The following is a 22,565-nucleotide window of genomic DNA, read 5'->3' on the forward strand; positions in this document are numbered from 1 at the left end:
GTCAGGTCTTCCCGACCTTAGCGGCCAATTCAAGGAAGCGATCCACGTACCAGTGAGGCTGGGTTTCGCGGGGGCACTGGGGGCTGGTGAGGTTCTTGCCGTAGGCCATGCCCTTCTCGGTCACGGACCAGAAGTCGACCATTTCCTGCTTGGAGTTTTTGCGCTGGAGCAGGGTCAGGAAGCCGTGAGCCTTGAGTGCAAGGTTGAAGGCGCGGGCTGTGCTGGCGATGGCGTGATCTTTGATCAGGGCGGTGATTGCCTTGGTCGGCATCGAAGAGCCGCCAGCGGCATCTGTCGCGGCGTCCACGGCATAGCCTGGGAGGAATTTGGCGTCCAGGCCGTTGTTGGAAGCGATCTTGGCCAGCATCAGCATCTTGCTGGAGTTTGCAGGCCTCAACAGGCGATCGAAGCACTCCAGAATGGCGAGCTCGCCGATGATCTTTGGATTGCTTGGCAGTGCGCGGGCGCGCTCACGATCCTCAAGCGCCGTCATGCGATCGAACACCAACGCCTGAAGCTCGTAGCTGTACGACATGGCGATCAGGCAGGCTTCACGCTTGGGGAACACAAAGCACTTTTGTACGCGGCTGCGGGCATCAAGGTAATCGGCTGAAAATTTAGCCGATTGATCGGCACCGAGAACACGCGGCACTTTGGCGATCAGGTTCTTGTGCGTCAGCGTCGGCTGGCCCTTCTCGCGCTTGGAGTTGATGAAGTCAACCAACTCAAGGCTGGACATGGAAACTCCGCGCGCCACGTTTTCAGATTGCGAAAAACGTGGCGCGAGAATGTTTGGGGGATTGCTGGTATTTGTTGAACTGTGCATAATCAGCTCCAGAACGTTTTTGAATGCAGCACGAATAACCACCCGGCCAGGTGGTTTTTTTTCGCCTGCGATTTGGTCGTGCGGGTGAATTGGGTGTCCTGCGCATCCGTGGTAGCTTTCTGTCTCCACAAAAGAATGCCTCGGAGGTTGGATACATGAAGCTGAATAGGGAGTTGCAGCGCGCACTTTTGGAAGAGTTGCGAGATTTCTATCCTCGCCGAAGTCCATCGGCGTACCACCTGGACGGACACTCTCAGGTCGAGTGCACAAGCAACCTCCTGTACCTGGAGGAGCACGGACTCGTTGAAAGCGGCGTGAAACTCGGAATGAACAGCGGATCTGTGACATTCACTCAGGCACGGATCACAGCAAGAGGAATGGACTTTCTTGAGGAGGATGGAGGTCTTGGCGCAGTCCTTGGAACCGTAACGATCAAAATTCATGAGGACACCCTCCGCGATCTCCTGGAAAGGAAAATCCTTGAGAGTGATGCGCCGCCAGAAGAGAAGAGCCGTCTGACCCAGGGACTGAAAGAGCTCTCTGGCGAGGCCATAAAACACCTGACATTGAAACTATTGGATGAGGGGGTTGGGCACCTGCCGGCAGCAGTTGCGCTAATTGGTACGTACCTTCAGTAACCCCACTGGCGACATTGGCGGTCGCCAGCTCGAACTTGGCGTAACCGATTTTCGAGCGCTCACCACCAGCCGAGCCCCACAACTCAAGCCAGAACTCTGGTAGGTCCAGTCCGGCAATCGAAGGAATGATTTCGGTACTTTCAGGGCTGCAACGCCCCGCAATTGATACCTGCACAACCTGGCTCTGCGTGACCTTCATGTCAGGCGACCTTCACGGAGGCTTTCAGCTGCGCAAGAGCGCTCTCGGCATGATCAATCTCGCGAAGGATGCGTGCACGCTCGACCTGATCTACCCGGCCATCAGCCATCGCCGCATGCGTCTCGACAGTTACCTCGGCAAACTCAAGCGTGGCGCGGCCCAGCGCTTCGTGGATGTCGATCGCTTTGGGCTGATCCGTCTTGAAAATCGAATAACCGAACTCGCCAGCCAGCGCAGCCAATGGCCGCATGTCCTCGGTATGCAGCAGCAAGGAGTACAGGTGCTTCACGTTGAACCAAGCGCCGTCGTAGTTTGCGTTAGCGCGCTGGAGCAGGCTCACCGGCGGCATGCTCATCAAGGTGGCGAGATTCTTGGTGTGCGCATCCTCTACAGTGGCGTCACAAGCCCTCAAAAAATCCTGCATACCTAAAACCTCGAAATTCTTTACGTGGCGCCTTGCAGGTGCAGAGGCGATCATTTTCTCAATTGAACGGCGGACAGGGATGTCAGGCGGCGGACTGAGCGCCCTTCTGGGGGATGCACAGCTCACGCGCAGTAATTTTCCCGCCAGTCAACTCTTCTGCCTTGAAAGCTTTTTCAGCGCGCATCGGGTGGATACCAGCAACCCAGTACGAAACTGCTGCCTGTGAAACGCCGAGCGCCAAAGAGGTTTTTGTTTGCCCGCCGAAGTAGTCGACGAGCCTTTCGATAGGGGTCATATGAGAGCCCTCCTGATAAGCCTGCTTATATCCTAAGTAGAAGCACGCTTATTTGCAAGCCGATAAGGGAACTTATAAATTCATGTGCATGAGCACACTTGCAGAACGCGTAAAAGCAGCCCGTGAACACGCCGGCCTGAAGCAGGCGCCCCTGGCAAAAATGGTGGGGGTTGAACAGCCTGTTATTTCCCAGCTGGAGAGGGGCAAAAACCTACAGAGCGCGCATCTTCCAAAGATTGCGCACGCCACAGGCGTGAGCGCTATTTGGCTGTCGGACAACATTGGGCCGATGGTTGTCGAAGCTAGAGAAGAGTCGAATGTGTCCATGGCGGAGCAGCCGGCACATAGTTATCGCTACCCAGTGATCAGCTGGGTATCAGCCGGCTCCTGGGCCGAGGCCGTAGAGCCCTACCCTGCCGGCATATCGGATCGCTACGAGTTTTCCGAATACAACTCGAAAGGCCCAGCTTTCTGGCTTGAGGTGAAAGGCGACTCCATGACCTCCCCGGTCGGCACGAGCATTGCCCAGGGTTCCCTAATCTTGGTAGACACAGAAGTCGAGGCGACGCCGGGCAAGCTTGTTGTAGCTAAGCTCCCAGACAGCAACGAAGCCACCTTTAAAAAGCTAGTCAGTGATGGTGGGAAGCTGTATCTAAAGCCGCTTAACCCTGGGTACCCCACTGAAGTCTTTGATGAGAACTGCCGGATCGTTGGCGTAGTAGTGCAGGCCACCCAGAAGTTTCACTATTGAGTGCGGAGGCCCCATGCCTCTCACCAAACCGAACCAGCAACTGCGCAGCGGCCTGAAAGAGGCTGGGGCCCTGCTCAAGTGGTCGGGCGTTGATCTGATGCAGGCTGTCCGAGGCTGGCCAGGAAGATGAAGTCAAGAAATTGCTGAAGATCGCGGCGAGCTACAAGGTGATGGAGGACGAACTCGCGAGTTATGCGGATGAGGTGAAGGTGGAAAGGATTGCGCTAGGGAAGGTCGAATAATTGATGGCGCTAGAGCTGATAGCTTAATAGCAGAACAACAGCAAAACAAAGGAATGAGGCCCAGTATAATAATGAGCGATATCAAGGACTTAGTTAGTTTTCCGGGCGTCTTAGGCCCAGGCCCCGCCCAGGGTGAGCTTTTCCATGTCGAAAGACAGATCGAAATCGACGGCGTGGAAATGGGGGTGCTCGAAAATGGAGTCCCCTACCTCACAGAAAGCGGTCTTGCACGAATGTGCGGGATTGATAGGAAAGTGCTCAATCGCCTGGCTATCAATTGGCCAGAAGAGAAGTTAAAAGAGCGCGGGAACGCCATTAACGAAATGCTCCAATCTGCCCAGTATTTCGAATCTGGACTGTACTTAAAGTCAGAACTCAACGGCTCGGAAGTAAATGCCTACACAGAACCTGTTTGCATGGCGCTTCTTGAGTACTATGCATTTGTCACAAAGGATCCACGAGCAGAAGCAGTAAAAGCGTTCCGTCGCCTAGCTCGGGAGACATTCCGAACACTAGTCTATACGGCGGTGGGGTATTCGCCTGAACAGAAGGTTCTTGAGAGCTGGCGCCACTTCCACGACCGAGTCGACATGACGGCAACATCTGTTCCATTTGGCTATTTCAGCGTTTTCAGAGAAATAGCATCTATGATCGTCCCCATGATTCGGGCTGGAGTTATGATTAGCGACAGAGTCGTTCCAGACATCTCAGTCGGAAAGGCGTGGAGCGAGCACTGGGTGACCAACAGCCTTGAGGCAACTCATGGTGGGCGTAAAAAATACGACCACGAGTATCCTCTTTACTATCCTCAAGCCAAAAGCAACCCGCAGCCCTCCTTTGCATATCCCGACTCGGCTCTCGGCGATTTCAGAGCCTGGCTTGTAAAGACTTACATCACCAGTAAATTTCCGACATATCTGCTTGGTCAGACCAAAAAAGGCACCGTCCAATTGGCCATTGCTAACAAGGCTCTTGAGGCCTTTTCCGCAAAGACCTTACCTCCACCAAAGAAAAAGTGAAAATCAGTCAGTCTCCGCTACTTTTCAAACTCAACATCTTCTACAGCTGAAAAAGGCCCGGTACAGCGCTGGGCTTCTTGTTTCTGCCCTTCCCGCCCCTAAGTCGATCCGCACCATGCCAGCAGAGCCCGCCAATGGTGGCTGTGCGCCATGAATGGTAAGGTGCGGGCTCAATCTCAAGGACGGACGCGCCGTGCATAGACAACTTTCTTTCATTGCGATGGCATCGCTTACCCTCTGCTTTTCCGCTCACGGAGCGCAGAAGCCGAATGAGGATTTTGAGGAGTGCAAGCGGATGGAGCACTCAGCGAAAACCGTCATGGAGTCGCGGCAGTCAGACGTTCCAATGTCGGCGCTGTGGGAAATTGCCGAAAAATCTGATAGCGAGTACATCAAAGAAATGTACAAAATTCTAATCCGTAGCGCCTATGAAAAGCCGAGGTTCTCACTTGAGGAAAATCAGAAAAAAGCGGTGATCGACTTTCAGAACGATTTTTTCTCAGCTTGTATGCGTAATGCTGAAAAGCGATCACGAAAGAAGGCATGAACGAGTACAGCCAATAGCCCGCCAAGCGCGGGCTTTTTCATGCCTAAGAGAAAGCGATTCACGAAATATATGCACTAATGCATGACTGTGCTTGCCAATGCTGAGAAACGCAAATACTGTATATAAAACCAGTATAAGTAAGGAGCGCCACATGCCCAGCCCAGCATCTATCACATCGAAACCGTCCTCGTCGTACGAAGCGGCAGGTCGCCGCCTGCAAGCCCTTATCGCCGCACCAGGCGTTCAAAAGGTACAGGCAGTTACAGTGGTTAGGCTGGATCACGAATCACCCGAGGATTGGGAGCGCTTACTGGACGAGATCGGCGAAACATCTGGCGTCCGGGTCGAAGTCCTAGAGGGCGGCACCGCCAGGATCGGCTGGCGAGAATACTGCGACGCATAAATGAGCCCGCCGCTGAGCGGGCTTTTTATCGGCCGAAGGAAAATATATAAGCATGCTTATTGACGAATAAAATAAGCTGACTTATATTTTATCCATCGAGTCACCCCGCAGGGCCTCGCCAGGGCCTCAACAGGCCCGCCGCTCTTTAACAGTTCGACGTGACCACCGCGACGTACCCAGGCAATCACCTGGGTCGGAAGAAGCTAAATCGCCGCCCATGCAGCCTCTGGATAGCTGCCGTACTCCCTCATGTGAGTGCGCGAAACCACGCAAGCCAGCCAGGAAGAACACCGGACACGAAATGTGTGACCTGGCCAGAGATATGAATCGGGCGATGCGCGTGATGGAGAAACGAACAACCGAGAAATCCTCGGGGGTTCAACTGGACAGCATCACTGAGCAGCCTTCTCGCGAGGGCTGCTTGGGATGACAACCACTCGGAAATTAATTGCATGGCCAAGTCATTCAAACAAATGATCAAAGACGGTGACCTGAAGCGTGCCGATGCGATGAAGGCGCGCCTGGAAGATCTCCATGAGGAGCCTGGCTTCAACCTTCGCGCTGAAGGCGACGAGCTGGAAGAGAGCATCGATGCGCTGGCTGACTTCATCTTCGCCGGTGGCCAGATTCCTGCACTGGAAGTTCGGCCTCGCGCTGATGGCGGTATGTGGGTTGTCGACGGCCACCGTCGCCGTCGCGCCTACCTCAAACTGGATCAGGCCGGCCGGTTACCGAGAGTACCGAGCAAGGACGATCCTGAGCGCCTGGAAGCATGGATCCCCATTGTCCCTTTCGAGGGCAATGATGCAGAGCGTGTGGCCCGCGTCATCACCAGCCAGGAGGGAAAGAAGCTCTCCCCTCTGGAGCTGGCCGACGGCTACAAGCGACTTACTGCATTCGGATGGGCGCCAGACCAGATTGCCAAGAAGATCGGCAAGACCCGGCAACACGTTGAACAGGTGATGACCTTGGGCAACGCCAATACAGATGTTCAGCAGCTGGTTGCGTCGGGCCAGGTCTCGGCGACTACGGCAGTTCAGGTTGTGCGTCAGCATGGCGAGGATGCGGGCAAGGTACTCGGCGGCGAGCTGCAAAAGGCGAAGGCCACTGGCAAATCAAAAGTGACCGCGGGATCGATGCGCGGCCCTACGACGCCTCGTCAGCAGCTCGAAGCGGTACGCACTGCAGCGCAAGAACTGGTGAAATCGCTTCCGGATGGATGCCTGGAGAGCTCAGGGCCCACGCTCAACCTGCCAACCGAGTTAGTGCTGGGGTTGCAGCGAGCAATCGCAGCTGCTGATCGGGTCGCATAGCAATTCAATTGCGCGCCGATCCAATGTCCTTACGACAGCTTGTCATTAACTGCCCGAGCACCTGGTACTCCCCAGCACCAGGCCGCATCGGCCGTCACTCTCTGAATGAACCAAGGGCCTCTGCTTGCAGGCATGGCAAGGGCGAGAGTGACGACCAGTGCGGATTAAGCGTTAGTAGCGATGGTATTCCTGACCGCCACGATCTCTATCGTAGCCGCGCCCATGATCACGTCCATGTCGATCACCATCATGCCAATAAGGCCAGCATCCGCTGAGTAACAGTGCTGCTGACAACACGACGATCCAAACAGTTGTACGTTTCATTTGAGTATCTCCGGACGGGCGAAGCCCGACCTTGTTCTGGTTTGATCCGCCCAATCTGAAGAGGTTCAAGCCCAAGCTTTACGCCCCCCTTAACTCTCCGACACCACTCGCATGCACTCCCCTTCGCGCCCATCGGCAACCAGCGGAGCGGATGAGTGCAGCCGAGTTTTGTTGGACCAGCACCCGCCACTCTGGAGGCAATCATGTCAGCACTACCCAAGGCACAGCTCGAATACGACAACCGCATGCCGCCACCGGTGAGCGATGACGACCTGGCCGAATCGGAATGGCTTGAGGCAAACGCCGAGCGCCTGCTGATGGGTTACCGGATCTCCTGGGGCTATCAGCCTGCAGAACGTGGCGAGGTCACCCAGGCCGACTTTGCAAGGGCAGTGCAGGACCACCTGAACCAGCGCCAGATTGACGGAGAGGACCAGCAAGACGCCTTCGGCCAACTGGTGATCAGCGCCATGGGCTTTCGCAGCTCGGGGCTCCTGATGGATCTGGCGGTGTACCTGCTTGGTAAGAAGTCAGCCTTGAAGGACATCGCGCTCGAGCTATTGAAGCCTCACGCAGAGGCCGCCGTGGCCTTTGAACAGGAACAGGCGCGCTTAGAACAGGAGTGCGGGTTTTGAGCCCTCACATCCTCATTGACCAGGCTTTGGAAGGTGCTGCCGACCCAAGCAGCCAGGCAGACATCGACGTACTGGTGCAAAGCCTAATCACGCGCCTCTACACAGACGGCGCAATCACCACCGACGAATTCAACCACTACTGCAAGCGCCTGATGGAAGCCTGTCAGCGGCGCAAGGAGGCAGCATGACCACTTCTCCAGTCAAATCGCTCATCGACGAGCAGTTGGAAGACATCACTGCCCATAATCTGCGCGAGGCCTACAGCCTGGCCGAGCGCCGTGGCTTCTTCGGGCCGCCAGTTGAGCAGTACGCAGAACCTGGTTACCGCGGGCGCGTGCTGCAGGTCCTGCGCTATCGGGTAGCCCAGTTGGAGCAACGGCAATGAGTGGAGCCGGCGCGCATAAGCGTGGCCAGCATCTGGCGATCCGTTGCGCCAAGCTACGCCGGGAAGGTCTATCGCTTTCCGAGGTAGCCCAGGCCACTGGCATCAAGAAAGAGCAAGCCAACGCCAAGATCATCCTGGGCGAAAGGCTGCTGTCGCTGGAAGAGTCGTGATCGCCCTTCTCTACTGGCGTAGCTCCTTCCCTGCCCTCGCCCTCTGCACCTTCGCAATGCTGATCAGCACCCTCGCCGATCACCTCGCTCAATAACCCACTTCCTTCAAAGCTGCGCACCTGCGCGGCGGGAGACAGTCATGCCTGCAACAAACCTCGCTCTTTGGGACGAAGTCGAAAGGACTGACCCAAAGTTCACTAAAGAGTACACCGGCCCCGGTGGTTTCACGGGTACCGCAGTGAACGCTCAATACCTCGCCAAACGCGCTACGGAGCAATTCGGCCCATGCGGTACCGGCTGGGGTTATGAAGTGATCGAGGAGCGCTTCGACATCGGCGGCCCGCTGCTGAACAAGGAAGGCGCGCTATTAGCCCACGCCCAGGTGCACACCCTCAAGGTGGCTCTGTGGTACCTGGGCGGCGATGGTGAGCGCAAGACGATCACGCACTACGGGCACACCCCATTCATCACGCAAAACCGGTTTGGCATCAGCACCGATTTCGACGCGCCGAAGAAGTCCCTCACCGATGCGATCGGCAAATGCCTGAGTCAGCTTGGCTTCTCCGCTGACGTTCGCCTGGGGCTCTACGACGACATCCACTACGTCAACGAACGCCTCGGAGAGGCCGAGATCGAGCGCGCCGAAGACAAGATCGAAGCGAAGGAGCGGCTGGCCGCCGAGTACCGGGAATGGCTGACTGAAACCCTCCATCTGATCGGTACTGCGCAGTCACTCAACGAGCTGCAGCAGATCTACAAGTCTGCCATGCGCAAGCTGGACCTTCGAAAGAACGATCCAGAACGCGAGGCCCATAAGCTCAAATTCACCCGTGCCAAGGACGCTCGTAAAGCGGACCTTGAAGACTCTTTGGAAGGTGCAGCATGACCGAACTTTACGCATTGACTGGCCAGATGGCCGAGCTCGCCGCCCTATCGGATACGGACGACGAAGGACTTCGCCAGGCCATCCAGGACACCATGGATGGCATCAAGGGTGAGTTCGAAGTGAAGGCCGACAATATCGTCATGCTACGCCGGAACATCGAAGGCGACATTGACGCAATCGACAAGGAAGTCGACCGCCTGAACGAGCTCAAGCGCATCAAAAAGAACACCGTGGGCCAGCTCAGCGACTACCTGCGTCGGAACATGGAAGCGGCAGATGTCAAATCGATCAGGCGGCCGCTGTTCACCATCACCTTAGCCCTATCGCCCGAGCGGGTGATCGTCGACAACGAACAAGCAGTACCTGATGAGTTTGTTTCGTTGAAAAGCGTGATCACTCCTGACAAGAAAACAATCGCCACCCGCCTCAAGGAAATCCGCGATCACAACGAGGCGGTGCGCAAGCGTATGGCCGTCGGCGAGGACGCGGAAGCCGAGCTACTCGAGGAACCATCCTGGGCCCACCTAGAGCGCGGCGAAAGCTCGATTCGCATAAAGTGAGGCAATCATGAACAGTAACCACCTCAACCTAGTCGAGCAGCAGCGACAAATCACCGAGACTATACCGACGCAGGCCACCCAGTCCCTAGCCGTTTGCGGGCGGATCGACAAATTGAAAAGTCCACCGAGAAATACGCCGCCGCACCGCCAGCACGGAGGGCGGCATACGCATTAAGCCAGCCGCAAGCAAGTCTGAGTTACGATTTGTAGCGGTTGGAAAAGCCACCAAATTTTGTGAAAAGCAGCTCTCGGCAAAGCCCCTCCAAATCACCGTATACAGACTTCGCTCCGATATTTAGCGTAACGAGTTCCGACCGAATGCGTGCGATATTATTTCGTTTTATTTTTACTCTGTAAGCCCTATCACTAGGAAATTCAGAGTTAGGCTCAACACCTATTGTAAACACTCCGCTCTGATGTTTAATCCGATCGTTCGTCACATCTGGATCGAAGAAACAAAAACCAAATTTTTTTGCTATATCAACTCCATCAAATACGCCGGGTGGTAGATCTTTCGCTCCCAGCCAGGGCGCACAGCCGTCCGCATGATCGCTGGGGATCATATAAACCACAGCATCACTTTCAGCTAAGCCGACATAGTCACCGTCTAGCGGAACTGGACAATTAAATTCGTCTCGTTGCTCAGCAGTAAGTTCAGAGACCCTTCGCCTGCTATATCTAACCCCATCAACGGCGAAGAAAAGTGCAATCGTAGGGGATAAGCTCCAATCAAGTAATCGAGTGGGCAAACCAAAGTGCTGTGCAAGCGTCAAAACGTCCCATGGATTTTTGGAACTAAAAGAATGATACGCATGCCTTTGAGATTCAAAAATCTGCAATGCTTGTTGAGCAAGCTGCAAAGCACTGCTCTTATTCGGCCGACTAGATACATAACGAGATAATCCGGAAGAAATACCCCAGGCAATATCGGATTGCCCTCTGTAAACAGCACCTGCTAACGAACCAGATTTATTATTTATGTCGATAATAGTCTGCAGGTATTCCGAAACACTTTCCACCTGAAAGTCTTCAATAAACAGCTTAGATGAAGCTGATTTTACTTGCACCACGAAATCACTCCTTGTTTTACGGGTTGGTAACCTTCCTTCTGCAATTAATACATAAAATCCCCCAATTCGCCACCGTGGAAGGGTCGCACCTGCCTGGAGAAAACCATGACTTACAACCGCGCACCGGCCGACGGAATTGAAGAGGTAGACCATGGCCAAGACTGGAAAAGAGCGATCTGCGAAAACCGCCGAGAAGCGGTTCGAGTTCGACGAGAAGGAGTTGCGGCACCGGCTACGGCTGGGCACCCGGCAGAAGCTTGAGGAAGTGATGGCCTGGAACGGTATTGAGGAGATCAGCGAGGCAGTCCAGAACCTGATCCTCAACGCTCACGCCCTGGGCCCGACTCTTTCCTACCAGGCAATCGAAAGTCCGCGCCACAAAGTAACGGTAAGTGAAAACGTGGCGCGGATGATTCAGGCCGCCGGCCAGCGCCAAGCATCGCGACTCGACGCCGAAGAAGCATAGCCATGTAGCGCGCCGACTTCAGAAGCCTGACGCGCCAGCTTTTCTCATATCACCAAGGCTTGCGCGACAGTTCAACGAAGCCAGCCAGGCTGAGCTGAGGCGCAATCCGGGAGGCGAGGTTGGAGGCCTGGAATCAGGCCAACTTGGATAGTATTCCTATTAGAACGACGACGAAGACTATCGCGCCAATTATCTGCATAGCGGGCTTATCCGCCTCGTCCTGAGCTGCTTTCCGTCGCTCATAAGCCATCTTGCCAGCCATGACTCTGCGCGGACTCTTGAATCCGTCAGGCCTGCTCCTTCTGCCCATTTTTTCTCCTTAGCCCGGCCCCATGCCGGTAACCCGTAATACCCCAACCCATACCAAATTGCCACCACCGGTCACGGAGGGCGGCGCATAACTGAGGTAAACCCAATGCCCATCCTCCACAGCGTAATCCACAAGATAGACAAGAAGCCCGATGGCACCCCGGCCGCTCTGCACCTGGCTGCCGCTGAGCAGGTCGATAGCTCAGCCCGTGATGACCTGATGCAGCAACTCAACGAAAGCTATAACGCTACCACCGGCAAGGCCTGGGGCTTCTTTCACCATGAGTCAGGGGCTCACCCATTCAGCGGCTGGCTTGCCAAGTACCTGGCCGGCGGCTTCGACTTCTTCAACTTCAGCGTCATCGCCGCTAGTCATCTGACAAAGCTAATGGAAGAGTCGAACCTGACCACAGGCGGGCACGCACTCTTCTGTCACTACCAGCAAGGCCTGACCGATTACCTGACCATCGCACTGGTACAGGAAACCGAAGCGATAGCCATGACGGAAGACCTGCACCTGAAGGCAGTAATGCGCCTGGACCTGGACCGCATCCGTCTGGCGGCGCGCGTCAACATCAGCGAGTGGAAGAACAACCCACAATCGAAGCAGTACATCTCGTTCCTGAAGGGCAAGCAGGGCCGGAAGCTCAACGACTACTTCCGCGATTTCATTGGCTGCCAGGAAGGAATCGACGGCCCAGGCGAAACCCGGACACTGCTCAAGGCGTTCAGCGACTTCGTGGATAGCGAGGACATTGTCGAAGAGGCGGCCCGTGAGAAGGCCTGCACCCTGGTCAACTACTCCATGGCCCAGGCCAAGATGGGTGAGCCGATCGCACTTGAAGAGCTGTCTGGCCTGATCGACGAAGACCGGCCGAAAAACTTCTACGACTTTATCAAAGCGAAGGACTACGGGCTTTCCGAGACCCTGCCGCCGGATAAGAAAACGCTGAACAAATTCCGGCGCTTCACCGGCCGAGCCGAAGGCCTGTCGATCAGCTTCGAGGCGCATCTTCTGGGTGACCAGATCAAGTTTGACGAAGAAGACGGCACGCTGACGCTGCGCGGGTTGCCCACTCAACTGACCGAGCAGCTCAAACGCGCAAGCGTCTGACATCAAAGGCTGTGCCGCACTCCTGACGGTGTGCGGCGCTTACCGGGAAGAGCTTTCAAAGCTACCCGGAAGAAACGGTGATCCGCCTCGCCCTTTCTTTTTCTTTCGGCCTTTCACTTTCTTGGCGCCGATAGCTTTTTTCATCGCCGCCTTCGCAGCTTCTTCCGACGTTAGCTCTATGCCATCTGCTGCAGCTTTCGACTTCGCCGAATCGAGACCATTGATGAACCTTTGGGTTCGCTTATCGAGTTCCACTTTCACCCCTGATCGGACTCCATGCCGGTCCCCGTAATATCCCATATCTCTGAACAGCACCAGCCGAAAAGGGCGTCGCGCTATAGCAGGACGTTACATTATCGCATCGAAATCCCTTAATGTTGGCGTATAAGCTTCAATCTAATTTCTTCATCGGCTGATGACACCCATTCGTCGAACATAGGGAGCTCATCAGGCATTTTAGATAGCCAGCCCTCACGCTCGAACTTCTTGTAATTCCTACTAAGGGTAAACTCAAAAGCCTTGCTCATTTGATTCTCAGGGCTCATCCGCGCCCACTGACAAAGTGTGCTCACGCAACTATAGAATGTTTCTGTTTGACTAATTAAAACATTGTATTTATCAGAAAAACTCTTACCCCAAATGGCACGACACTCCTGCAAAACACCTAGGAATTCAGCCTTGGACTCTTGGTTCCTTTTAAGCCTAGCCTCGAAGCCGGGTATATATAACTCTAAAACCCCGGCAGGCACCATTTCTCTACCAGCTTCAAATTGCAGCAAACAAAATTGAGCGTCATTAAAAGCAGACTTAGAAATTTCTTTATACTTTAAGGATGCAACTGCAACTCTTTGAGCTAAAGCGTGGTCAGATTCGGCACCTAACTGCTGGCGCCAAGCGTTAATCCCGGCAAAAGCAAGGAACACCGCTGCAACAGTAGCTGCAGATGAAAAGATTTCGAACAAATCGTGAATATTGGCAACTTTGAAAAACTGAACATCAAACGGTACACCGCCCCAGACAGCGCCAGCGCTAAATAGCAATACACATCCGCACCAAACAACCCAATCCTTTCTCAAAGCCATTCTCCCGAATAAACCAATTCCAGATTATGCCGTAGCTTTTTGCCATCGGCGAGGATCCCCTATGCACGTCTTGTTCTGCAGTTACGGAAATGACTCCATTGCCCTGATCCAGTGGGCGCATGAGCGCGGCCTGAAGGATGTCGTGTGCCTCTACTCTGACACCGGCTGGTCCGCAAGCTGGTGGGCCAACCGTGTAGCCAAGGGAGAGGCACTGGCCCAGGGCTACGGATTCACCACCGCCCGCACCAAATCGGAGGGAATGCTCGAACTGGTCAAGCGTAAACGCGGCTGGCCGGGCGCTGGCGGACAGGGCCAATTCTGCACTGCGGAGTTAAAAGTGATTCCAGCATTGGAATGGCTCGACTCCAACGACCCAGACAAAGAGGCAACAGCCATGACAGGCGTCCGACGTAGCGAAAGCCGGCACCGTTCAGATGCCGAAGAGCATGTAGTGGAATCGGAGCGGCATGGCAATCGGGAGCTATGGCAGCCTCTGGTACGGCATACCGATGAAATGCGCGACGCCCTGATCCATCGCGCCGGCTTCGAAGTCCTGCCGCACCGCTCGCTTGAGTGCTATCCGTGCATCAACGCGAACATCGACGACATCCGGCTTCTTTCCGAGGACCGAATACAGCTGATCGACATCACAGAAAAAGACCTGGGCTTCACCAAGAAGGGCAAGCCCCGCGTGATGTTTCGCACCGCGAGCCGCAAAGGTGCCGTTGGCATCCGTGCCGTCGTGCAATGGGCGGCAGCGCCCAGGCCGCGCGACCAGATGGAATTGTTCCAAACTGAGTGCGAATCAGGCTACTGCGGTGGATGACTACTTGAACGCTGCGACCAAACCTGTCATTGCGCCTATCAACCCCACCGCAATACCAAACCAGTAGCCAAAGGCTTCCCGACGATGCTTTTCCTCTTCTCGAATCGCAGATCGAACTACCTTCAACCCTTTGTCGGTTAGATACCGGGGCTGCTTGGTATTTTTATCCCAATCAACTGTTTCATATATGCCGTCTTCATCAACACCAGGCATTGGCACAGCCAGCTTGTCTGCCTTATTTCTGTAGTAGCGCGTCTGGATCAGGCGCTTCCACTCGTACAGCTCTTCATCCTGCATGTCGTAATACTGCTGCTCGCCTCTCTCGTGCGATTCCAGAGATTCGGCTGGCCTCTTTTTATCGAGGGCCTTCTGCGATTTGCTCTGCTTAAGCAATTCCAGCCGGTACTGCACGTAATTCGGTAGCTGCCACATCCGTGTTCCCCCCCCCAATCAATGAACCCGCAATATATACGGCGAGGATCCCCTAGGTCCGCACAACAGAAGAAACACCCCTTCGACTTCAAAACCCAATACGGACTCGGGCGCTGGCCATCTCCTAAGAGACAGATATGTCAGAGTCTGGTGCCCCTAAAGACCATGTTTCTATGGTGATCAAGATACCGGCACTGCTCAGGATGGAATTCGCCAACATTCTTGTTCGGATCAATGCTCCAAGCTTTCATAACTTGCTCAGCTCCAGGCACCGTCAGAAGGTCACCATTGTCGCTGAAAGAAATCCATCCGCGATCAAATAGCTTGTCAATGTGAGGAGCCAGCATTAGCCCGTTGTTACCATCCAGTCGCTCGTTATTCGCGCAGTCTTTCCACGGTTTGATGTGACTGGCAATCAGAAAGCTCTGGTCGTTAACACCCGTCAGGCGGCACTGCGATTCGAGCGCTAAAGCTCGCTGGCGAAAGATACCCTGCCCTCGGCGAGCCCGAATCAATTGCTCCTTTTCTGTCTCTGGAATATCTGCAGAGTTCTGAATTTTGATTTCTGCTACATCCGCCTCGATTAATAGTTTCAGATCACGAATGTTCCGAAGTGCATCTGGGCTGCTCACGCCGGCTATGTCGAGAACCAGCTCTCCTAACTCTGACGAAATCGCCGCGAGGTAGCAGCCCTGGTTTCCATTACCGTTGGCTTGTAGGGGAGAATTTTTCTTCGGCAGGAGCGGCTGGATACGATCAATATGAGCCTTTGGAGAAAGCGGAATAGATAATGCGGTCCACTCGATCGGCACCAGCCATCCGCTATTAGCCCAGTTAGCACCCGTCAAACCAAACGCTTCAGGCTTCACAGCCTCTGAATAGTGCTGCCTGGCAACACCCACAGCCTTGATCTGCCCATCAGCGTAGGAGACAACAACGTCGCCAGGTTTCACCTGGGTCAAATTATCGTATGTACTGTTACGGACCCCATTCTTGTTGGCTTTGGGTGACCAAATGTAGCCGCCTTCAAACTCAGATTTGAATGTCTGCTTGTGGTTAACCCACCAGAAGCGCTGCATCGGTTGTGATGAGCTAGCTGAAGCGCGTCGAAAAACAGCGGTTCCATTTGCCCTATCAATTGACTGACACTTCCAACCCGCGGCAATCCATTGGTGAGCACACGCGTGGCCATCCTTAGTGCGCGAATTTGCCCACCAAGCGTCATGGTTCCGTGCACTAAGTGGCAGGCCGTTGACTAGCGCATCGATCTGACCAAATGTCAGTTTGACGGAGTCCTGGGGTTGGACTCTCAGATAGTCTGCTAACGGCGTGTATTTACTCAATGCCCACCTCCTTGTTTGAGGATGAGAGCATATTGACATCACTCTGTGACCGCAACAGCGTCAACCAACCGCCGATGGCGGCACTGGCGCGGGCCAATGACCCGTGGCGCGTTACTGAACGGGTATCGGAGGCGGCTTAAGCCCTGCCGGCTACCAGCTTGGCACCCAGCTCACGGCCGGCCACCTGCGCCAGGCCACGGTCAACGTAAGTGCGATCACCCGCAACAACCGGCATCACCACTTCGCCGGCCCGCTTCACTTCGACGCTGATCCGCCAGGTCTCCCGGCCCTCCTCGTCCTTCTCGCACTCCATGTAGTTCCAGAGCTGAAAGCCTTCGTGCTCATCATAAATATCGTGCTTTGTCATGGGCTTGCTCGTTTGAGTGAGGCGCCATCGTAGCACCCACCGCCTGGGCCTGGCCCGGCAAGGACTCCCCATGCCTACAGAAAACAAACAAGCCGAGCCAGCGTTCAACCTGGACACCCCAGACGGCGGCCGCGGCTATATAGCCAACCTGTTCAAGACCGTCCTCAAGCGCCACGACTACCGCCAGTACATCAGCGAGCGCCTTGCCGGCGACTTCGCTTGCACGCTGGCACAGCACTTCGAGGACATCACAGCACGCGAGGCGGCCCTGCAGCATCGCCTGACCGCCGCGGATGAGCGGGTGGATGCGCTCGAGCAAGAGGCTGAACGACTGAATAGCGTGAAGCTGGCTCTGAAGGAGCTGGCAGAAAGTCGTGCTGATAATTGCTCGGTGTATCGCGTCCAACTTTCTGAGCGTGACGCGCTGCTCAATCTCGGCCTGACGATGATCAATCGCGGCATCGTCAGCTTTGACGATCAGCTCGAGTACCGCCAGAAGCTGCACGCACTCAACACTACCGCGGAGGGCTGTGTGCACGAGTTCATCCCATTTACTGAGGGCTGCTCGAAATGCGGCGAACCTTACACCGCCGAGGGCGCGAGCCATGAAGCGTGAGCGGCGAGAAGTTGTGAAGGACATGGCTCGTAGGTACGCGCAGGGCGTTATTGAAAGTCTAGAAACTATCTGGCAGTTCCCGGAGCTGACGGACGAAGAGTTTGCCGTGATGGACAGGGAAATTCAGCTTATCGCCAAGCGCATCGGGAAAACTCGCACATTTATCAGCTTTGTGGAGGCCGACCATGAGTAACGAAATGATCAGCGTGCCCCGTGACACATTGCAAAAGTGGTTGGACGACATCGGCCCAAGCCGGCATGTGACCCAGTACGCCAGCTTGAAGCGTGACGAGCTGCGCGCCCTTCTCGCCAAGCCCGATGCCGATATCCCGGCATCGGTAACTGGAGAAGACGTTTTGCGCTGGATGGATGAGCACGCAGCTGCCCAACCCCAGGGCGAGCCGGTGCACATGGTTCGCTCTCATGGTTCGTGCTGCTGGGAGGAAATGCGCGGCGAAAGCCTTGAGCTATGCCAGGCACAGCCAGGCGAGTACGAGATCCCCAAGTTCTACACCGATCAGCCCGCGCCGGCGGCCGTAGTGCTCGACGGCTACTGCATCATGCCCCGCCAACTGACCGCCGAGAATGGCGCTAAAGCCTTGCTGCTCGGCGAGTTCAAGCTGCTGGTCACCGAGGAATGCCCTGAATGCTGCGAGCTTGAAGAGCCAACCGAAGGATGCTCAATCTGCGACGGCGAAGGCGACTACGGGCAGAAACACACCATCCCGTGGGACCAGATCAAGCTCATCTACAGCAAGACTGTAGCGGGCCTGGTCTTGAAAGCTGAGCCGGCCAAATCCCGATAGGAGTACATTTGTACTCCACCCACAAAAACCTCATCCCTCCCCCTTCAAAGTCAGCCGCTATAGCGGCAAGGACGAAGTCATGCCTGCACAAAAGCCAATCATCATGTACGACGCTCCAGAGGCAGCCAGCTTGCAAACGGTAACCGGCTGGGTTTCCGCTGATGGCCGCTTTTTCGGCACAGACGAGGATCTTGCCCGCTACTGCGGCGCAACTCATCGCCGCTGTGATGTGAACCCGGAACACCAAATTTATGCGGTGAACAGCTACTGCGCCGAGTGTCGCCAGGCAAGACGCCAGGCGAAGTTCGCGGCCATGCCGATCAAGGAGTGGGCCGGAGAGCCGCTGGTTATCTTCGATGGCGACAAATACTTCTTAGATGAAGACAGCCTGCGCTACTACCTCATCGACAGCGATATCGATCTGGCCGACCTGCAGCTCTGCATTTGCGAACCAAACTACCCCAGTCAAATCGACCCGGCTGACCACTTCTGCGATGACTTGCCGGAGGACGGCGAAATCCGAGACGACCAATTGCTCGCCGCATTCGAACTGCTGAACGAGATGATCCGCCAGTCCGAGCCCTTGTCGTGGTCCGGAGGCGAGTTCGCCGCATCTCTGCCGCAATCGCTCCTTAATGAAGTAGCGGCTGCGCGGGTGACACCGTGACCGCCACCCTCTGGTTCGCCTACGTCTTCATCTACAAGGGGCCTAGGCCATGAATGCCAACTGCAAATAGTCGGGAAACCGTCAGTTCGCCGCGTTGAACATAGGGGCTCATCACACTAGGAGTACCTCATGAAAAACTTTGCAGAAGCAGTCATCGTCATTGCCCCTGTGGCCAGCCGTAAATCCAGAAATCGCTTCTTCCGCGACTACGACAGATGGACTAACTGCCTACTTATGCGGCGCCTCATCAACCTTCACGAGCGTCAAGATCTGCGTAAGCAAATCGCAGAGGCCTATTTAGCCTCCTTGATGTAACAACCCCCACTACATCCTGCCGCATAGCGGCAGGCCCACCTTCTGCCGCCCAGCGCGGCAAGGACATCAAATGACAATCAATTCAGCGCGGCCCCGAATGGGCTGTGGGAGATAGCTATGGACGGAATTCAGTTCCTGTCACACGAAGAGGTCTGCACCCTTACCGGGGCCAAGACGAAAGCCGGTCAGGTGCAGGTTCTTAAGAGGAACGGCATTCGCCACACGATTAAGCGCAGCGGCTGGCCTTGCGTCATCGCCTCGGCCTTAACTGGCGAGCTGGTCGCAGCAAAAACAGAAAAACCAAAATGGCAGCCGCGGCTGGTGAGTTAAATGGGAAGGAAGCCAACGACGTCGGACAGCGTTACGCGTCTCAGAAAACGCAAACAGCGCAGCGGGACCATCTATTACTACTACGACACGGGAGGCGTGCCGAGAAAAGAGATCCCCCTCGGCAGCGATTACGGCATGGCCATAGTTGAATACGCGAAGCTGGAAAAGAGCCGGACGTCATCGGCAATGGTTCAAGACGTGCTGACCTTTTCCTATGTTGCAGACAAATACATGGTCGAGGTGGTGCCCACCAAAGGATCCGCCACACAAAAAGACAATGCCCGTGAGTTGAAGCAACTGTTGAAGTTCTTCGACGACCCCCCTGCTCCACTTGAGGCGATTGAGCCAAAACACGTAGTTCAGTATCTACGACAGCGCGGTAAGACCGCGCCTGTAAGAGCCAATCGCGAGAAGGCACTTCTTAGTGCAATTTGGAACTTTGCCCGAAGCAGCGGCTACACAGCTTTAGCCAACCCTTGTGCTGGAGTGAAGGGGCACAAGGAAGTTGGGCGAGACCACTACATTGAGGACGAGATGTTCGCCCTGGTGTACAGCCATGCTGAACAGCCACTCAAGGATGCTCTCGACCTTTTCTACCTGACTGGCCAGAGAATCGCGGACACCCTGAAGATGGATGAGCGAGATATTCGTGACGATCGGCTAGCGGTCCAGCAAGGAAAGACACGGGCAAAAAGGAGGATTGAGATTACTGGAGAGCTGAAAGTCGTGATTGACCGCATCCTGGCCAGAAAGGCTGGGCACAAAATTAGAACTAGCCGACTTATCGTCATGGACAATGGCCAGCCGATGACTAGCAGCATGTTGCGAGGGAGATTTGACGCTGCACGTGAAGCTGCAGGCGTAGAGAAAGGAGATTTCCAAATGCGTGACTTACGCGCAAAAGCTGGCACCGACAAGGCGGAATCCAGTGGAGACATTCTACAAGCGAGGGATCAACTAGGGCACACCACGGTGGTGATGACCGAGAACTACATCCGTAAACGGATAGGTAAAAAGGTAACCCCAACAAAGTGAATTGCGGAGCAACATTTGAAATTGCGGAGCAGAAATAAAAAGGGCTCGCCTGATAAATCACGCGAACCCTTGATAAATATGGTGCCCGAAGCCGGAATCGAACCGGCACGCCCTTACGAGCGGGGGATTTTAAGTCCCATGCGTCTACCAGTTTCGCCATTCGGGCGGTAGCGCTATGCAGCAGCGTGGAAGGGGTTAATCAGGATCAAGCCATTCCGGTGCATTTGCGGCAAGGGGAGGAATATATACATCCCTTTGCACTGAAGCAAGGTCGTAGAGCCCTTTTGGCAATCTGCACCCTTTTACTTCTTCGACAGAAAAAAGCGCCATAAATCATTGATCTACAGTGCTCATCCAACAATGTGGTGCTTTGTACGTCCTGTACCGTTACCGGCTTGAACGTGAGCTCACTGAAGGTTTTCGCGAGTTGCGCAGCTTAACATGCGAAATATCTCGCAACCAACTGATTTTCAAAGGCTTATGCGTCCGCCAGGCGCTGAGCGGGATCAAGCGGGATCCAATCCTGATCGAACACTGCGAGCAAACGCGCGTGATGCGCTATTGATGATGAGAAGGGAGAAAAAGCAGTCAGCGAAGGGTTCGCCCAGCACGTACGACCTCGCCATCCATGAACCGGTAAAGAGTCGTCTGTGCTGGGCGAACAGGCGCAAGTTAGAAGTAAAACATCACATGTTCAACTGTCATCAATCGGCCATCCGAGCTTGCCAAATTCCGCTGCCGTCGGACCTATCCGGGTCGATGGTCAGCAGTCGCCCAGCAGACAGGGTTTGGCCTGTTAAACTTCCGGGCCTTTCGAAAGGAATCGACGATATGCCCATGCCTCAGTTTTTTCGCCGCCCCCTCCCACGACGCACGCCTGCGATCTTGCTCGGCTTTTGCGCGTCCATCGCCGGCGCTGCCGATCAACCGGTCTTTCCCGATGCGGCCGCCAGTGATCCGGCAAAACTGGGGTGGATGGTGGGTTCACCGCCTCCTGCTGAACGCACGGTACGTTTTGAAGATGGCAGCTATTTTCAGTTCCCGGCCATGCGCTGGAGCGTGTCGAACTTTCGTCAACTGATGCCCACGATCAACGTATCCCGTGGCCTGGGCGCTCCCGTGGCACTGCCCACGGCTTTGCGCAGTGATATCGACAGCCTGAGTTTCACCCCCATCGGCACTCAACAAGCAATGACTTGGGAGCAGTCGCTGGCCGCCACTTACACCGACGGGATCGTGGTGCTGCACCGCGGGAAAATCGTTTATGAACGCTACTTTGGCGTGCTCACACCCGAGGGCCAGCATGCGGCGATGTCGGTTACCAAGTCGGTAGTTGGCACGCTGGGTGCCACCCTGGTGGCCGAAGGTCGAATCGATGCCAGCAAACGGGTCGTCGACTACGTCCCCGAACTGGCACATTCCGCCTTCGCCAATGCCAGCGTGCGCCAAGTACTCGACATGACCACCGGGCTCAAGTACAGCGAAGACTACGCAGACCCGAATGCCGAGGTTTGGGCCCATGCCCAAGCAGGCAATCCTCTGCCAAAACCCAAGGGCTACGCAGGTCCGAGGACCTATTACGAATTCCTGCAGAGCGTGCTGTTGGAAGGCGAGCACGGTGTTGCGTTCAGCTACAAAACCATCAATACGGATGTATTGGGCTGGGTGATTGCCCGCGTCAGCGGGCGCAATGTCGCCCAGTTGCTGTCGGAGCGGATCTGGAGCCGCCTTGGCGCGGAACAGGATGCGTACTTCACTGTGGACTCGATCGGTACCCCGTTTGCCGGTGGCGGCCTGAACACCGGTCTACGCGACCTGGCGCGCTTTGGCGAGATGCTGCGCAATGATGGGCAATTCAATGGCCAGCAGATTATTCCGCAAGCGGTTGTCGCCGATATTCGCCAGGGCGGCGACAAGCAGGCATTCGCCAACGCCGGTTATGCGTTGTTGAAAGGCTGGAGTTATCGATCGATGTGGTGGGTTACCAATAAGGATGGCGGTGCTTTCATGGCGCGCGGGGTGCATGGGCAACGGATATATATCGATCCCAAGGCACAGATGGTGATTGTGCGTTATGCGTCGCACCCGGTGGCCAGCAACTCAGCCAATGACCCGGTCACCCTGCCCGCTTTCGATGCCCTGGCTGCTCACCTGCAAAGACTGCCCTGAG

At 55.3% G+C, this 22,565-nt stretch carries 32 protein-coding genes and 1 tRNA gene; 23 read left to right on the top strand and 10 right to left on the bottom strand.

The window, feature by feature from the left end:
• Position 1: 1 nt before the first annotated feature.
• The gene (locus tag JFU57_RS24945) at positions 2–826 is read right to left on the bottom strand and encodes a Rha family transcriptional regulator (protein ID WP_201131116.1); all 825 of its coding nucleotides are present in this window, start codon (positions 824–826) and stop codon (positions 2–4) included.
• Positions 827–981: 155 nt separating this feature from the next.
• Here JFU57_RS24945 and JFU57_RS24950 point away from each other — a divergent pair, with 155 nt between their 5' ends.
• Complete coding sequence (locus JFU57_RS24950) at positions 982–1,464, top strand: DUF2513 domain-containing protein (RefSeq protein ID WP_201131117.1); 483 nt, start codon at positions 982–984, stop codon at positions 1,462–1,464.
• Positions 1,465–1,664: 200 nt separating this feature from the next.
• On the opposite strand, the gene JFU57_RS24955 is transcribed toward JFU57_RS24950, so the two are convergent.
• Together JFU57_RS24955 and JFU57_RS24960 are read right to left on the bottom strand one after the other, a co-directional pair.
• Positions 1,665–2,141 carry a phage regulatory CII family protein gene (locus JFU57_RS24955; RefSeq protein ID WP_242487519.1) on the bottom strand — a complete coding sequence of 159 codons (477 nt, stop codon included), beginning with the start codon at positions 2,139–2,141 and terminating at the stop codon, positions 1,665–1,667.
• A gap of 28 nt (positions 2,142–2,169) precedes the next feature.
• A complete protein-coding gene (locus tag JFU57_RS24960; protein WP_201131119.1) occupies positions 2,170–2,382 on the bottom strand; it encodes a transcriptional regulator in 213 nt (70 codons plus the stop codon).
• 82 nt (positions 2,383–2,464) lie between these two features.
• Between JFU57_RS24960 and JFU57_RS24965 the strand changes: the two genes are divergently transcribed.
• From JFU57_RS24965 to JFU57_RS25015, 11 genes are all read left to right on the top strand, one after another.
• Entirely contained in the window at positions 2,465–3,133 is a 669-nt protein-coding gene (locus JFU57_RS24965) for a LexA family protein (RefSeq protein WP_201132195.1), read from the top strand.
• Between the two features lie 313 nt (positions 3,134–3,446).
• The gene (locus tag JFU57_RS24970; RefSeq protein ID WP_201131120.1) at positions 3,447–4,394 is read left to right on the top strand and encodes a hypothetical protein; all 948 of its coding nucleotides are present in this window, start codon (positions 3,447–3,449) and stop codon (positions 4,392–4,394) included.
• Positions 4,395–4,587: 193 nt separating this feature from the next.
• Positions 4,588–4,941 carry a hypothetical protein gene (locus JFU57_RS24975; RefSeq protein ID WP_201131121.1) on the top strand — a complete coding sequence of 118 codons (354 nt, stop codon included), beginning with the start codon at positions 4,588–4,590 and terminating at the stop codon, positions 4,939–4,941.
• Between the two features lie 151 nt (positions 4,942–5,092).
• Positions 5,093–5,344, top strand: coding sequence for a DUF1654 domain-containing protein (locus tag JFU57_RS24980; RefSeq protein ID WP_201131122.1), 252 nt, complete (start codon positions 5,093–5,095; stop codon positions 5,342–5,344).
• Between the two features lie 452 nt (positions 5,345–5,796).
• On the top strand, positions 5,797–6,657 hold the full coding sequence (locus JFU57_RS24985) for a ParB/RepB/Spo0J family partition protein (protein WP_201131123.1): 861 nt from the start codon (positions 5,797–5,799) through the stop codon (positions 6,655–6,657).
• A 527-nt stretch (positions 6,658–7,184) separates the two neighbouring features.
• Positions 7,185–7,616 carry a hypothetical protein gene (locus JFU57_RS24990; protein WP_201131124.1) on the top strand — a complete coding sequence of 144 codons (432 nt, stop codon included), beginning with the start codon at positions 7,185–7,187 and terminating at the stop codon, positions 7,614–7,616.
• Positions 7,613–7,804 carry a hypothetical protein gene (locus JFU57_RS24995; protein WP_201131125.1) on the top strand — a complete coding sequence of 64 codons (192 nt, stop codon included), beginning with the start codon at positions 7,613–7,615 and terminating at the stop codon, positions 7,802–7,804. The genes JFU57_RS24990 and JFU57_RS24995 overlap by 4 nt, the downstream gene beginning before the upstream one ends.
• A complete protein-coding gene (locus tag JFU57_RS25000) occupies positions 7,801–8,001 on the top strand; it encodes a hypothetical protein (RefSeq protein ID WP_201131126.1) in 201 nt (66 codons plus the stop codon). The genes JFU57_RS24995 and JFU57_RS25000 overlap by 4 nt, the downstream gene beginning before the upstream one ends.
• Positions 7,998–8,171, top strand: a complete 174-nt coding sequence (locus JFU57_RS25005; RefSeq protein WP_201131127.1) for a hypothetical protein — start codon at positions 7,998–8,000, stop codon at positions 8,169–8,171. Before JFU57_RS25000 ends, JFU57_RS25005 begins: the two co-directional genes overlap by 4 nt.
• 139 nt (positions 8,172–8,310) lie before the next feature.
• On the top strand, positions 8,311–9,057 hold the full coding sequence (locus JFU57_RS25010) for a hypothetical protein (protein WP_201131128.1): 747 nt from the start codon (positions 8,311–8,313) through the stop codon (positions 9,055–9,057).
• The gene (locus JFU57_RS25015) at positions 9,054–9,617 is read left to right on the top strand and encodes a siphovirus Gp157 family protein (RefSeq protein WP_201131129.1); all 564 of its coding nucleotides are present in this window, start codon (positions 9,054–9,056) and stop codon (positions 9,615–9,617) included. Before JFU57_RS25010 ends, JFU57_RS25015 begins: the two co-directional genes overlap by 4 nt.
• A gap of 197 nt (positions 9,618–9,814) precedes the next feature.
• Here JFU57_RS25015 and JFU57_RS25020 read toward each other — a convergent pair whose 3' ends face one another.
• The gene (locus tag JFU57_RS25020; RefSeq protein WP_201131130.1) at positions 9,815–10,687 is read right to left on the bottom strand and encodes an FRG domain-containing protein; all 873 of its coding nucleotides are present in this window, start codon (positions 10,685–10,687) and stop codon (positions 9,815–9,817) included.
• A 151-nt stretch (positions 10,688–10,838) separates the two neighbouring features.
• On the opposite strand from JFU57_RS25020, the gene JFU57_RS25025 reads away from it, so the two are divergent.
• Together JFU57_RS25025 and yejK are read left to right on the top strand one after the other, a co-directional pair.
• Positions 10,839–11,153: a hypothetical protein gene (locus JFU57_RS25025; RefSeq protein ID WP_201131131.1), complete on the top strand. Its 315-nt coding sequence runs from the start codon at positions 10,839–10,841 to the stop codon at positions 11,151–11,153.
• A 415-nt stretch (positions 11,154–11,568) separates the two neighbouring features.
• Complete coding sequence (gene yejK, locus JFU57_RS25030) at positions 11,569–12,576, top strand: nucleoid-associated protein YejK (RefSeq protein ID WP_201131132.1); 1,008 nt, start codon at positions 11,569–11,571, stop codon at positions 12,574–12,576.
• Positions 12,577–12,615: 39 nt separating this feature from the next.
• On the opposite strand, the gene JFU57_RS25035 is transcribed toward yejK, so the two are convergent.
• Both JFU57_RS25035 and JFU57_RS25040 read right to left on the bottom strand, forming a co-directional pair.
• Entirely contained in the window at positions 12,616–12,837 is a 222-nt protein-coding gene (locus tag JFU57_RS25035) for a hypothetical protein (RefSeq protein ID WP_201131133.1), read from the bottom strand.
• 110 nt (positions 12,838–12,947) lie between these two features.
• Entirely contained in the window at positions 12,948–13,652 is a 705-nt protein-coding gene (locus JFU57_RS25040) for a hypothetical protein (protein ID WP_201131134.1), read from the bottom strand.
• A 67-nt stretch (positions 13,653–13,719) separates the two neighbouring features.
• Here JFU57_RS25040 and JFU57_RS25045 point away from each other — a divergent pair, with 67 nt between their 5' ends.
• Positions 13,720–14,484: a phosphoadenosine phosphosulfate reductase domain-containing protein gene (locus JFU57_RS25045; RefSeq protein ID WP_201131135.1), complete on the top strand. Its 765-nt coding sequence runs from the start codon at positions 13,720–13,722 to the stop codon at positions 14,482–14,484.
• On the opposite strand, the gene JFU57_RS25050 is transcribed toward JFU57_RS25045, so the two are convergent.
• From JFU57_RS25050 to JFU57_RS25060, 3 genes are all read right to left on the bottom strand, one after another.
• Complete coding sequence (locus JFU57_RS25050; protein WP_201131136.1) at positions 14,485–14,916, bottom strand: hypothetical protein; 432 nt, start codon at positions 14,914–14,916, stop codon at positions 14,485–14,487.
• 140 nt (positions 14,917–15,056) lie between these two features.
• Positions 15,057–16,259 (bottom strand): HNH endonuclease, encoded by a 1,203-nt coding sequence (locus tag JFU57_RS25055; protein WP_201131137.1) that lies wholly within the window; start codon positions 16,257–16,259, stop codon positions 15,057–15,059.
• A 136-nt stretch (positions 16,260–16,395) separates the two neighbouring features.
• Positions 16,396–16,626, bottom strand: a complete 231-nt coding sequence (locus tag JFU57_RS25060) for a hypothetical protein (protein ID WP_201131138.1) — start codon at positions 16,624–16,626, stop codon at positions 16,396–16,398.
• Positions 16,627–16,696: 70 nt separating this feature from the next.
• Here JFU57_RS25060 and JFU57_RS25065 point away from each other — a divergent pair, with 70 nt between their 5' ends.
• The 7 genes from JFU57_RS25065 to JFU57_RS25095 all read left to right on the top strand — a co-directional run bounded on the left by JFU57_RS25065 (position 16,697) and on the right by JFU57_RS25095 (position 20,395).
• Positions 16,697–17,242 carry a hypothetical protein gene (locus JFU57_RS25065; RefSeq protein ID WP_201131139.1) on the top strand — a complete coding sequence of 182 codons (546 nt, stop codon included), beginning with the start codon at positions 16,697–16,699 and terminating at the stop codon, positions 17,240–17,242.
• On the top strand, positions 17,232–17,435 hold the full coding sequence (locus JFU57_RS25070) for a hypothetical protein (protein WP_201131140.1): 204 nt from the start codon (positions 17,232–17,234) through the stop codon (positions 17,433–17,435). Before JFU57_RS25065 ends, JFU57_RS25070 begins: the two co-directional genes overlap by 11 nt.
• A complete protein-coding gene (locus JFU57_RS25075; protein ID WP_201131141.1) occupies positions 17,428–18,048 on the top strand; it encodes a hypothetical protein in 621 nt (206 codons plus the stop codon). The genes JFU57_RS25070 and JFU57_RS25075 overlap by 8 nt, the downstream gene beginning before the upstream one ends.
• A gap of 79 nt (positions 18,049–18,127) precedes the next feature.
• Positions 18,128–18,715, top strand: a complete 588-nt coding sequence (locus JFU57_RS25080) for a hypothetical protein (protein ID WP_201131142.1) — start codon at positions 18,128–18,130, stop codon at positions 18,713–18,715.
• 129 nt (positions 18,716–18,844) lie between these two features.
• On the top strand, positions 18,845–19,030 hold the full coding sequence (locus tag JFU57_RS25085) for a hypothetical protein (RefSeq protein ID WP_201131143.1): 186 nt from the start codon (positions 18,845–18,847) through the stop codon (positions 19,028–19,030).
• Positions 19,031–19,147: 117 nt separating this feature from the next.
• On the top strand, positions 19,148–19,360 hold the full coding sequence (locus JFU57_RS25090) for a DUF4224 domain-containing protein (protein ID WP_201131144.1): 213 nt from the start codon (positions 19,148–19,150) through the stop codon (positions 19,358–19,360).
• Positions 19,361–20,395 (top strand): site-specific integrase, encoded by a 1,035-nt coding sequence (locus JFU57_RS25095; protein ID WP_201131145.1) that lies wholly within the window; start codon positions 19,361–19,363, stop codon positions 20,393–20,395.
• A 79-nt stretch (positions 20,396–20,474) separates the two neighbouring features.
• On the opposite strand, the gene JFU57_RS25100 is transcribed toward JFU57_RS25095, so the two are convergent.
• Positions 20,475–20,561, bottom strand: a tRNA-Leu gene (locus tag JFU57_RS25100).
• Between the two features lie 665 nt (positions 20,562–21,226).
• On the opposite strand from JFU57_RS25100, the gene JFU57_RS25105 reads away from it, so the two are divergent.
• Positions 21,227–22,564 (top strand): serine hydrolase domain-containing protein, encoded by a 1,338-nt coding sequence (locus tag JFU57_RS25105; protein WP_201132196.1) that lies wholly within the window; start codon positions 21,227–21,229, stop codon positions 22,562–22,564.
• Position 22,565: the final 1 nt, after the last annotated feature.

The organism is Pseudomonas sp. TH07, from assembly GCF_016651285.1.
In the GTDB taxonomy this organism is placed as follows: Bacteria; Pseudomonadota; Gammaproteobacteria; order Pseudomonadales; family Pseudomonadaceae; genus Aquipseudomonas.

What these genes read in the sequence shown, in the direction of transcription:
- JFU57_RS24945 (WP_201131116.1), bottom strand. Translation starts at nt 826, where the DNA reads ATGCACAGTTCAACAAATACCAGCAATCCCCCAAACATTCTCGCGCCA.
- JFU57_RS24950 (WP_201131117.1), top strand. Translation starts at nt 982, where the DNA reads ATGAAGCTGAATAGGGAGTTGCAGCGCGCACTTTTGGAAGAGTTGCGA.
- JFU57_RS24955 (WP_242487519.1), bottom strand. Translation starts at nt 2,141, where the DNA reads ATGATCGCCTCTGCACCTGCAAGGCGCCACGTAAAGAATTTCGAGGTT.
- JFU57_RS24960 (WP_201131119.1), bottom strand. Translation starts at nt 2,382, where the DNA reads ATGACCCCTATCGAAAGGCTCGTCGACTACTTCGGCGGGCAAACAAAA.
- JFU57_RS24965 (WP_201132195.1), top strand. Translation starts at nt 2,465, where the DNA reads ATGTGCATGAGCACACTTGCAGAACGCGTAAAAGCAGCCCGTGAACAC.
- JFU57_RS24970 (WP_201131120.1), top strand. Translation starts at nt 3,447, where the DNA reads ATGAGCGATATCAAGGACTTAGTTAGTTTTCCGGGCGTCTTAGGCCCA.
- JFU57_RS24980 (WP_201131122.1), top strand. Translation starts at nt 5,093, where the DNA reads ATGCCCAGCCCAGCATCTATCACATCGAAACCGTCCTCGTCGTACGAA.
- JFU57_RS24985 (WP_201131123.1), top strand. Translation starts at nt 5,797, where the DNA reads ATGGCCAAGTCATTCAAACAAATGATCAAAGACGGTGACCTGAAGCGT.
- JFU57_RS24990 (WP_201131124.1), top strand. Translation starts at nt 7,185, where the DNA reads ATGTCAGCACTACCCAAGGCACAGCTCGAATACGACAACCGCATGCCG.
- JFU57_RS25000 (WP_201131126.1), top strand. Translation starts at nt 7,801, where the DNA reads ATGACCACTTCTCCAGTCAAATCGCTCATCGACGAGCAGTTGGAAGAC.
- JFU57_RS25005 (WP_201131127.1), top strand. Translation starts at nt 7,998, where the DNA reads ATGAGTGGAGCCGGCGCGCATAAGCGTGGCCAGCATCTGGCGATCCGT.
- JFU57_RS25010 (WP_201131128.1), top strand. Translation starts at nt 8,311, where the DNA reads ATGCCTGCAACAAACCTCGCTCTTTGGGACGAAGTCGAAAGGACTGAC.
- JFU57_RS25015 (WP_201131129.1), top strand. Translation starts at nt 9,054, where the DNA reads ATGACCGAACTTTACGCATTGACTGGCCAGATGGCCGAGCTCGCCGCC.
- JFU57_RS25025 (WP_201131131.1), top strand. Translation starts at nt 10,839, where the DNA reads ATGGCCAAGACTGGAAAAGAGCGATCTGCGAAAACCGCCGAGAAGCGG.
- yejK (WP_201131132.1), top strand. Translation starts at nt 11,569, where the DNA reads ATGCCCATCCTCCACAGCGTAATCCACAAGATAGACAAGAAGCCCGAT.
- JFU57_RS25045 (WP_201131135.1), top strand. Translation starts at nt 13,720, where the DNA reads ATGCACGTCTTGTTCTGCAGTTACGGAAATGACTCCATTGCCCTGATC.
- JFU57_RS25050 (WP_201131136.1), bottom strand. Translation starts at nt 14,916, where the DNA reads ATGTGGCAGCTACCGAATTACGTGCAGTACCGGCTGGAATTGCTTAAG.
- JFU57_RS25060 (WP_201131138.1), bottom strand. Translation starts at nt 16,626, where the DNA reads ATGACAAAGCACGATATTTATGATGAGCACGAAGGCTTTCAGCTCTGG.
- JFU57_RS25065 (WP_201131139.1), top strand. Translation starts at nt 16,697, where the DNA reads ATGCCTACAGAAAACAAACAAGCCGAGCCAGCGTTCAACCTGGACACC.
- JFU57_RS25070 (WP_201131140.1), top strand. Translation starts at nt 17,232, where the DNA reads ATGAAGCGTGAGCGGCGAGAAGTTGTGAAGGACATGGCTCGTAGGTAC.
- JFU57_RS25075 (WP_201131141.1), top strand. Translation starts at nt 17,428, where the DNA reads ATGAGTAACGAAATGATCAGCGTGCCCCGTGACACATTGCAAAAGTGG.
- JFU57_RS25080 (WP_201131142.1), top strand. Translation starts at nt 18,128, where the DNA reads ATGCCTGCACAAAAGCCAATCATCATGTACGACGCTCCAGAGGCAGCC.
- JFU57_RS25085 (WP_201131143.1), top strand. Translation starts at nt 18,845, where the DNA reads ATGAAAAACTTTGCAGAAGCAGTCATCGTCATTGCCCCTGTGGCCAGC.
- JFU57_RS25090 (WP_201131144.1), top strand. Translation starts at nt 19,148, where the DNA reads ATGGACGGAATTCAGTTCCTGTCACACGAAGAGGTCTGCACCCTTACC.
- JFU57_RS25095 (WP_201131145.1), top strand. Translation starts at nt 19,361, where the DNA reads ATGGGAAGGAAGCCAACGACGTCGGACAGCGTTACGCGTCTCAGAAAA.
- JFU57_RS25105 (WP_201132196.1), top strand. Translation starts at nt 21,227, where the DNA reads ATGCCCATGCCTCAGTTTTTTCGCCGCCCCCTCCCACGACGCACGCCT.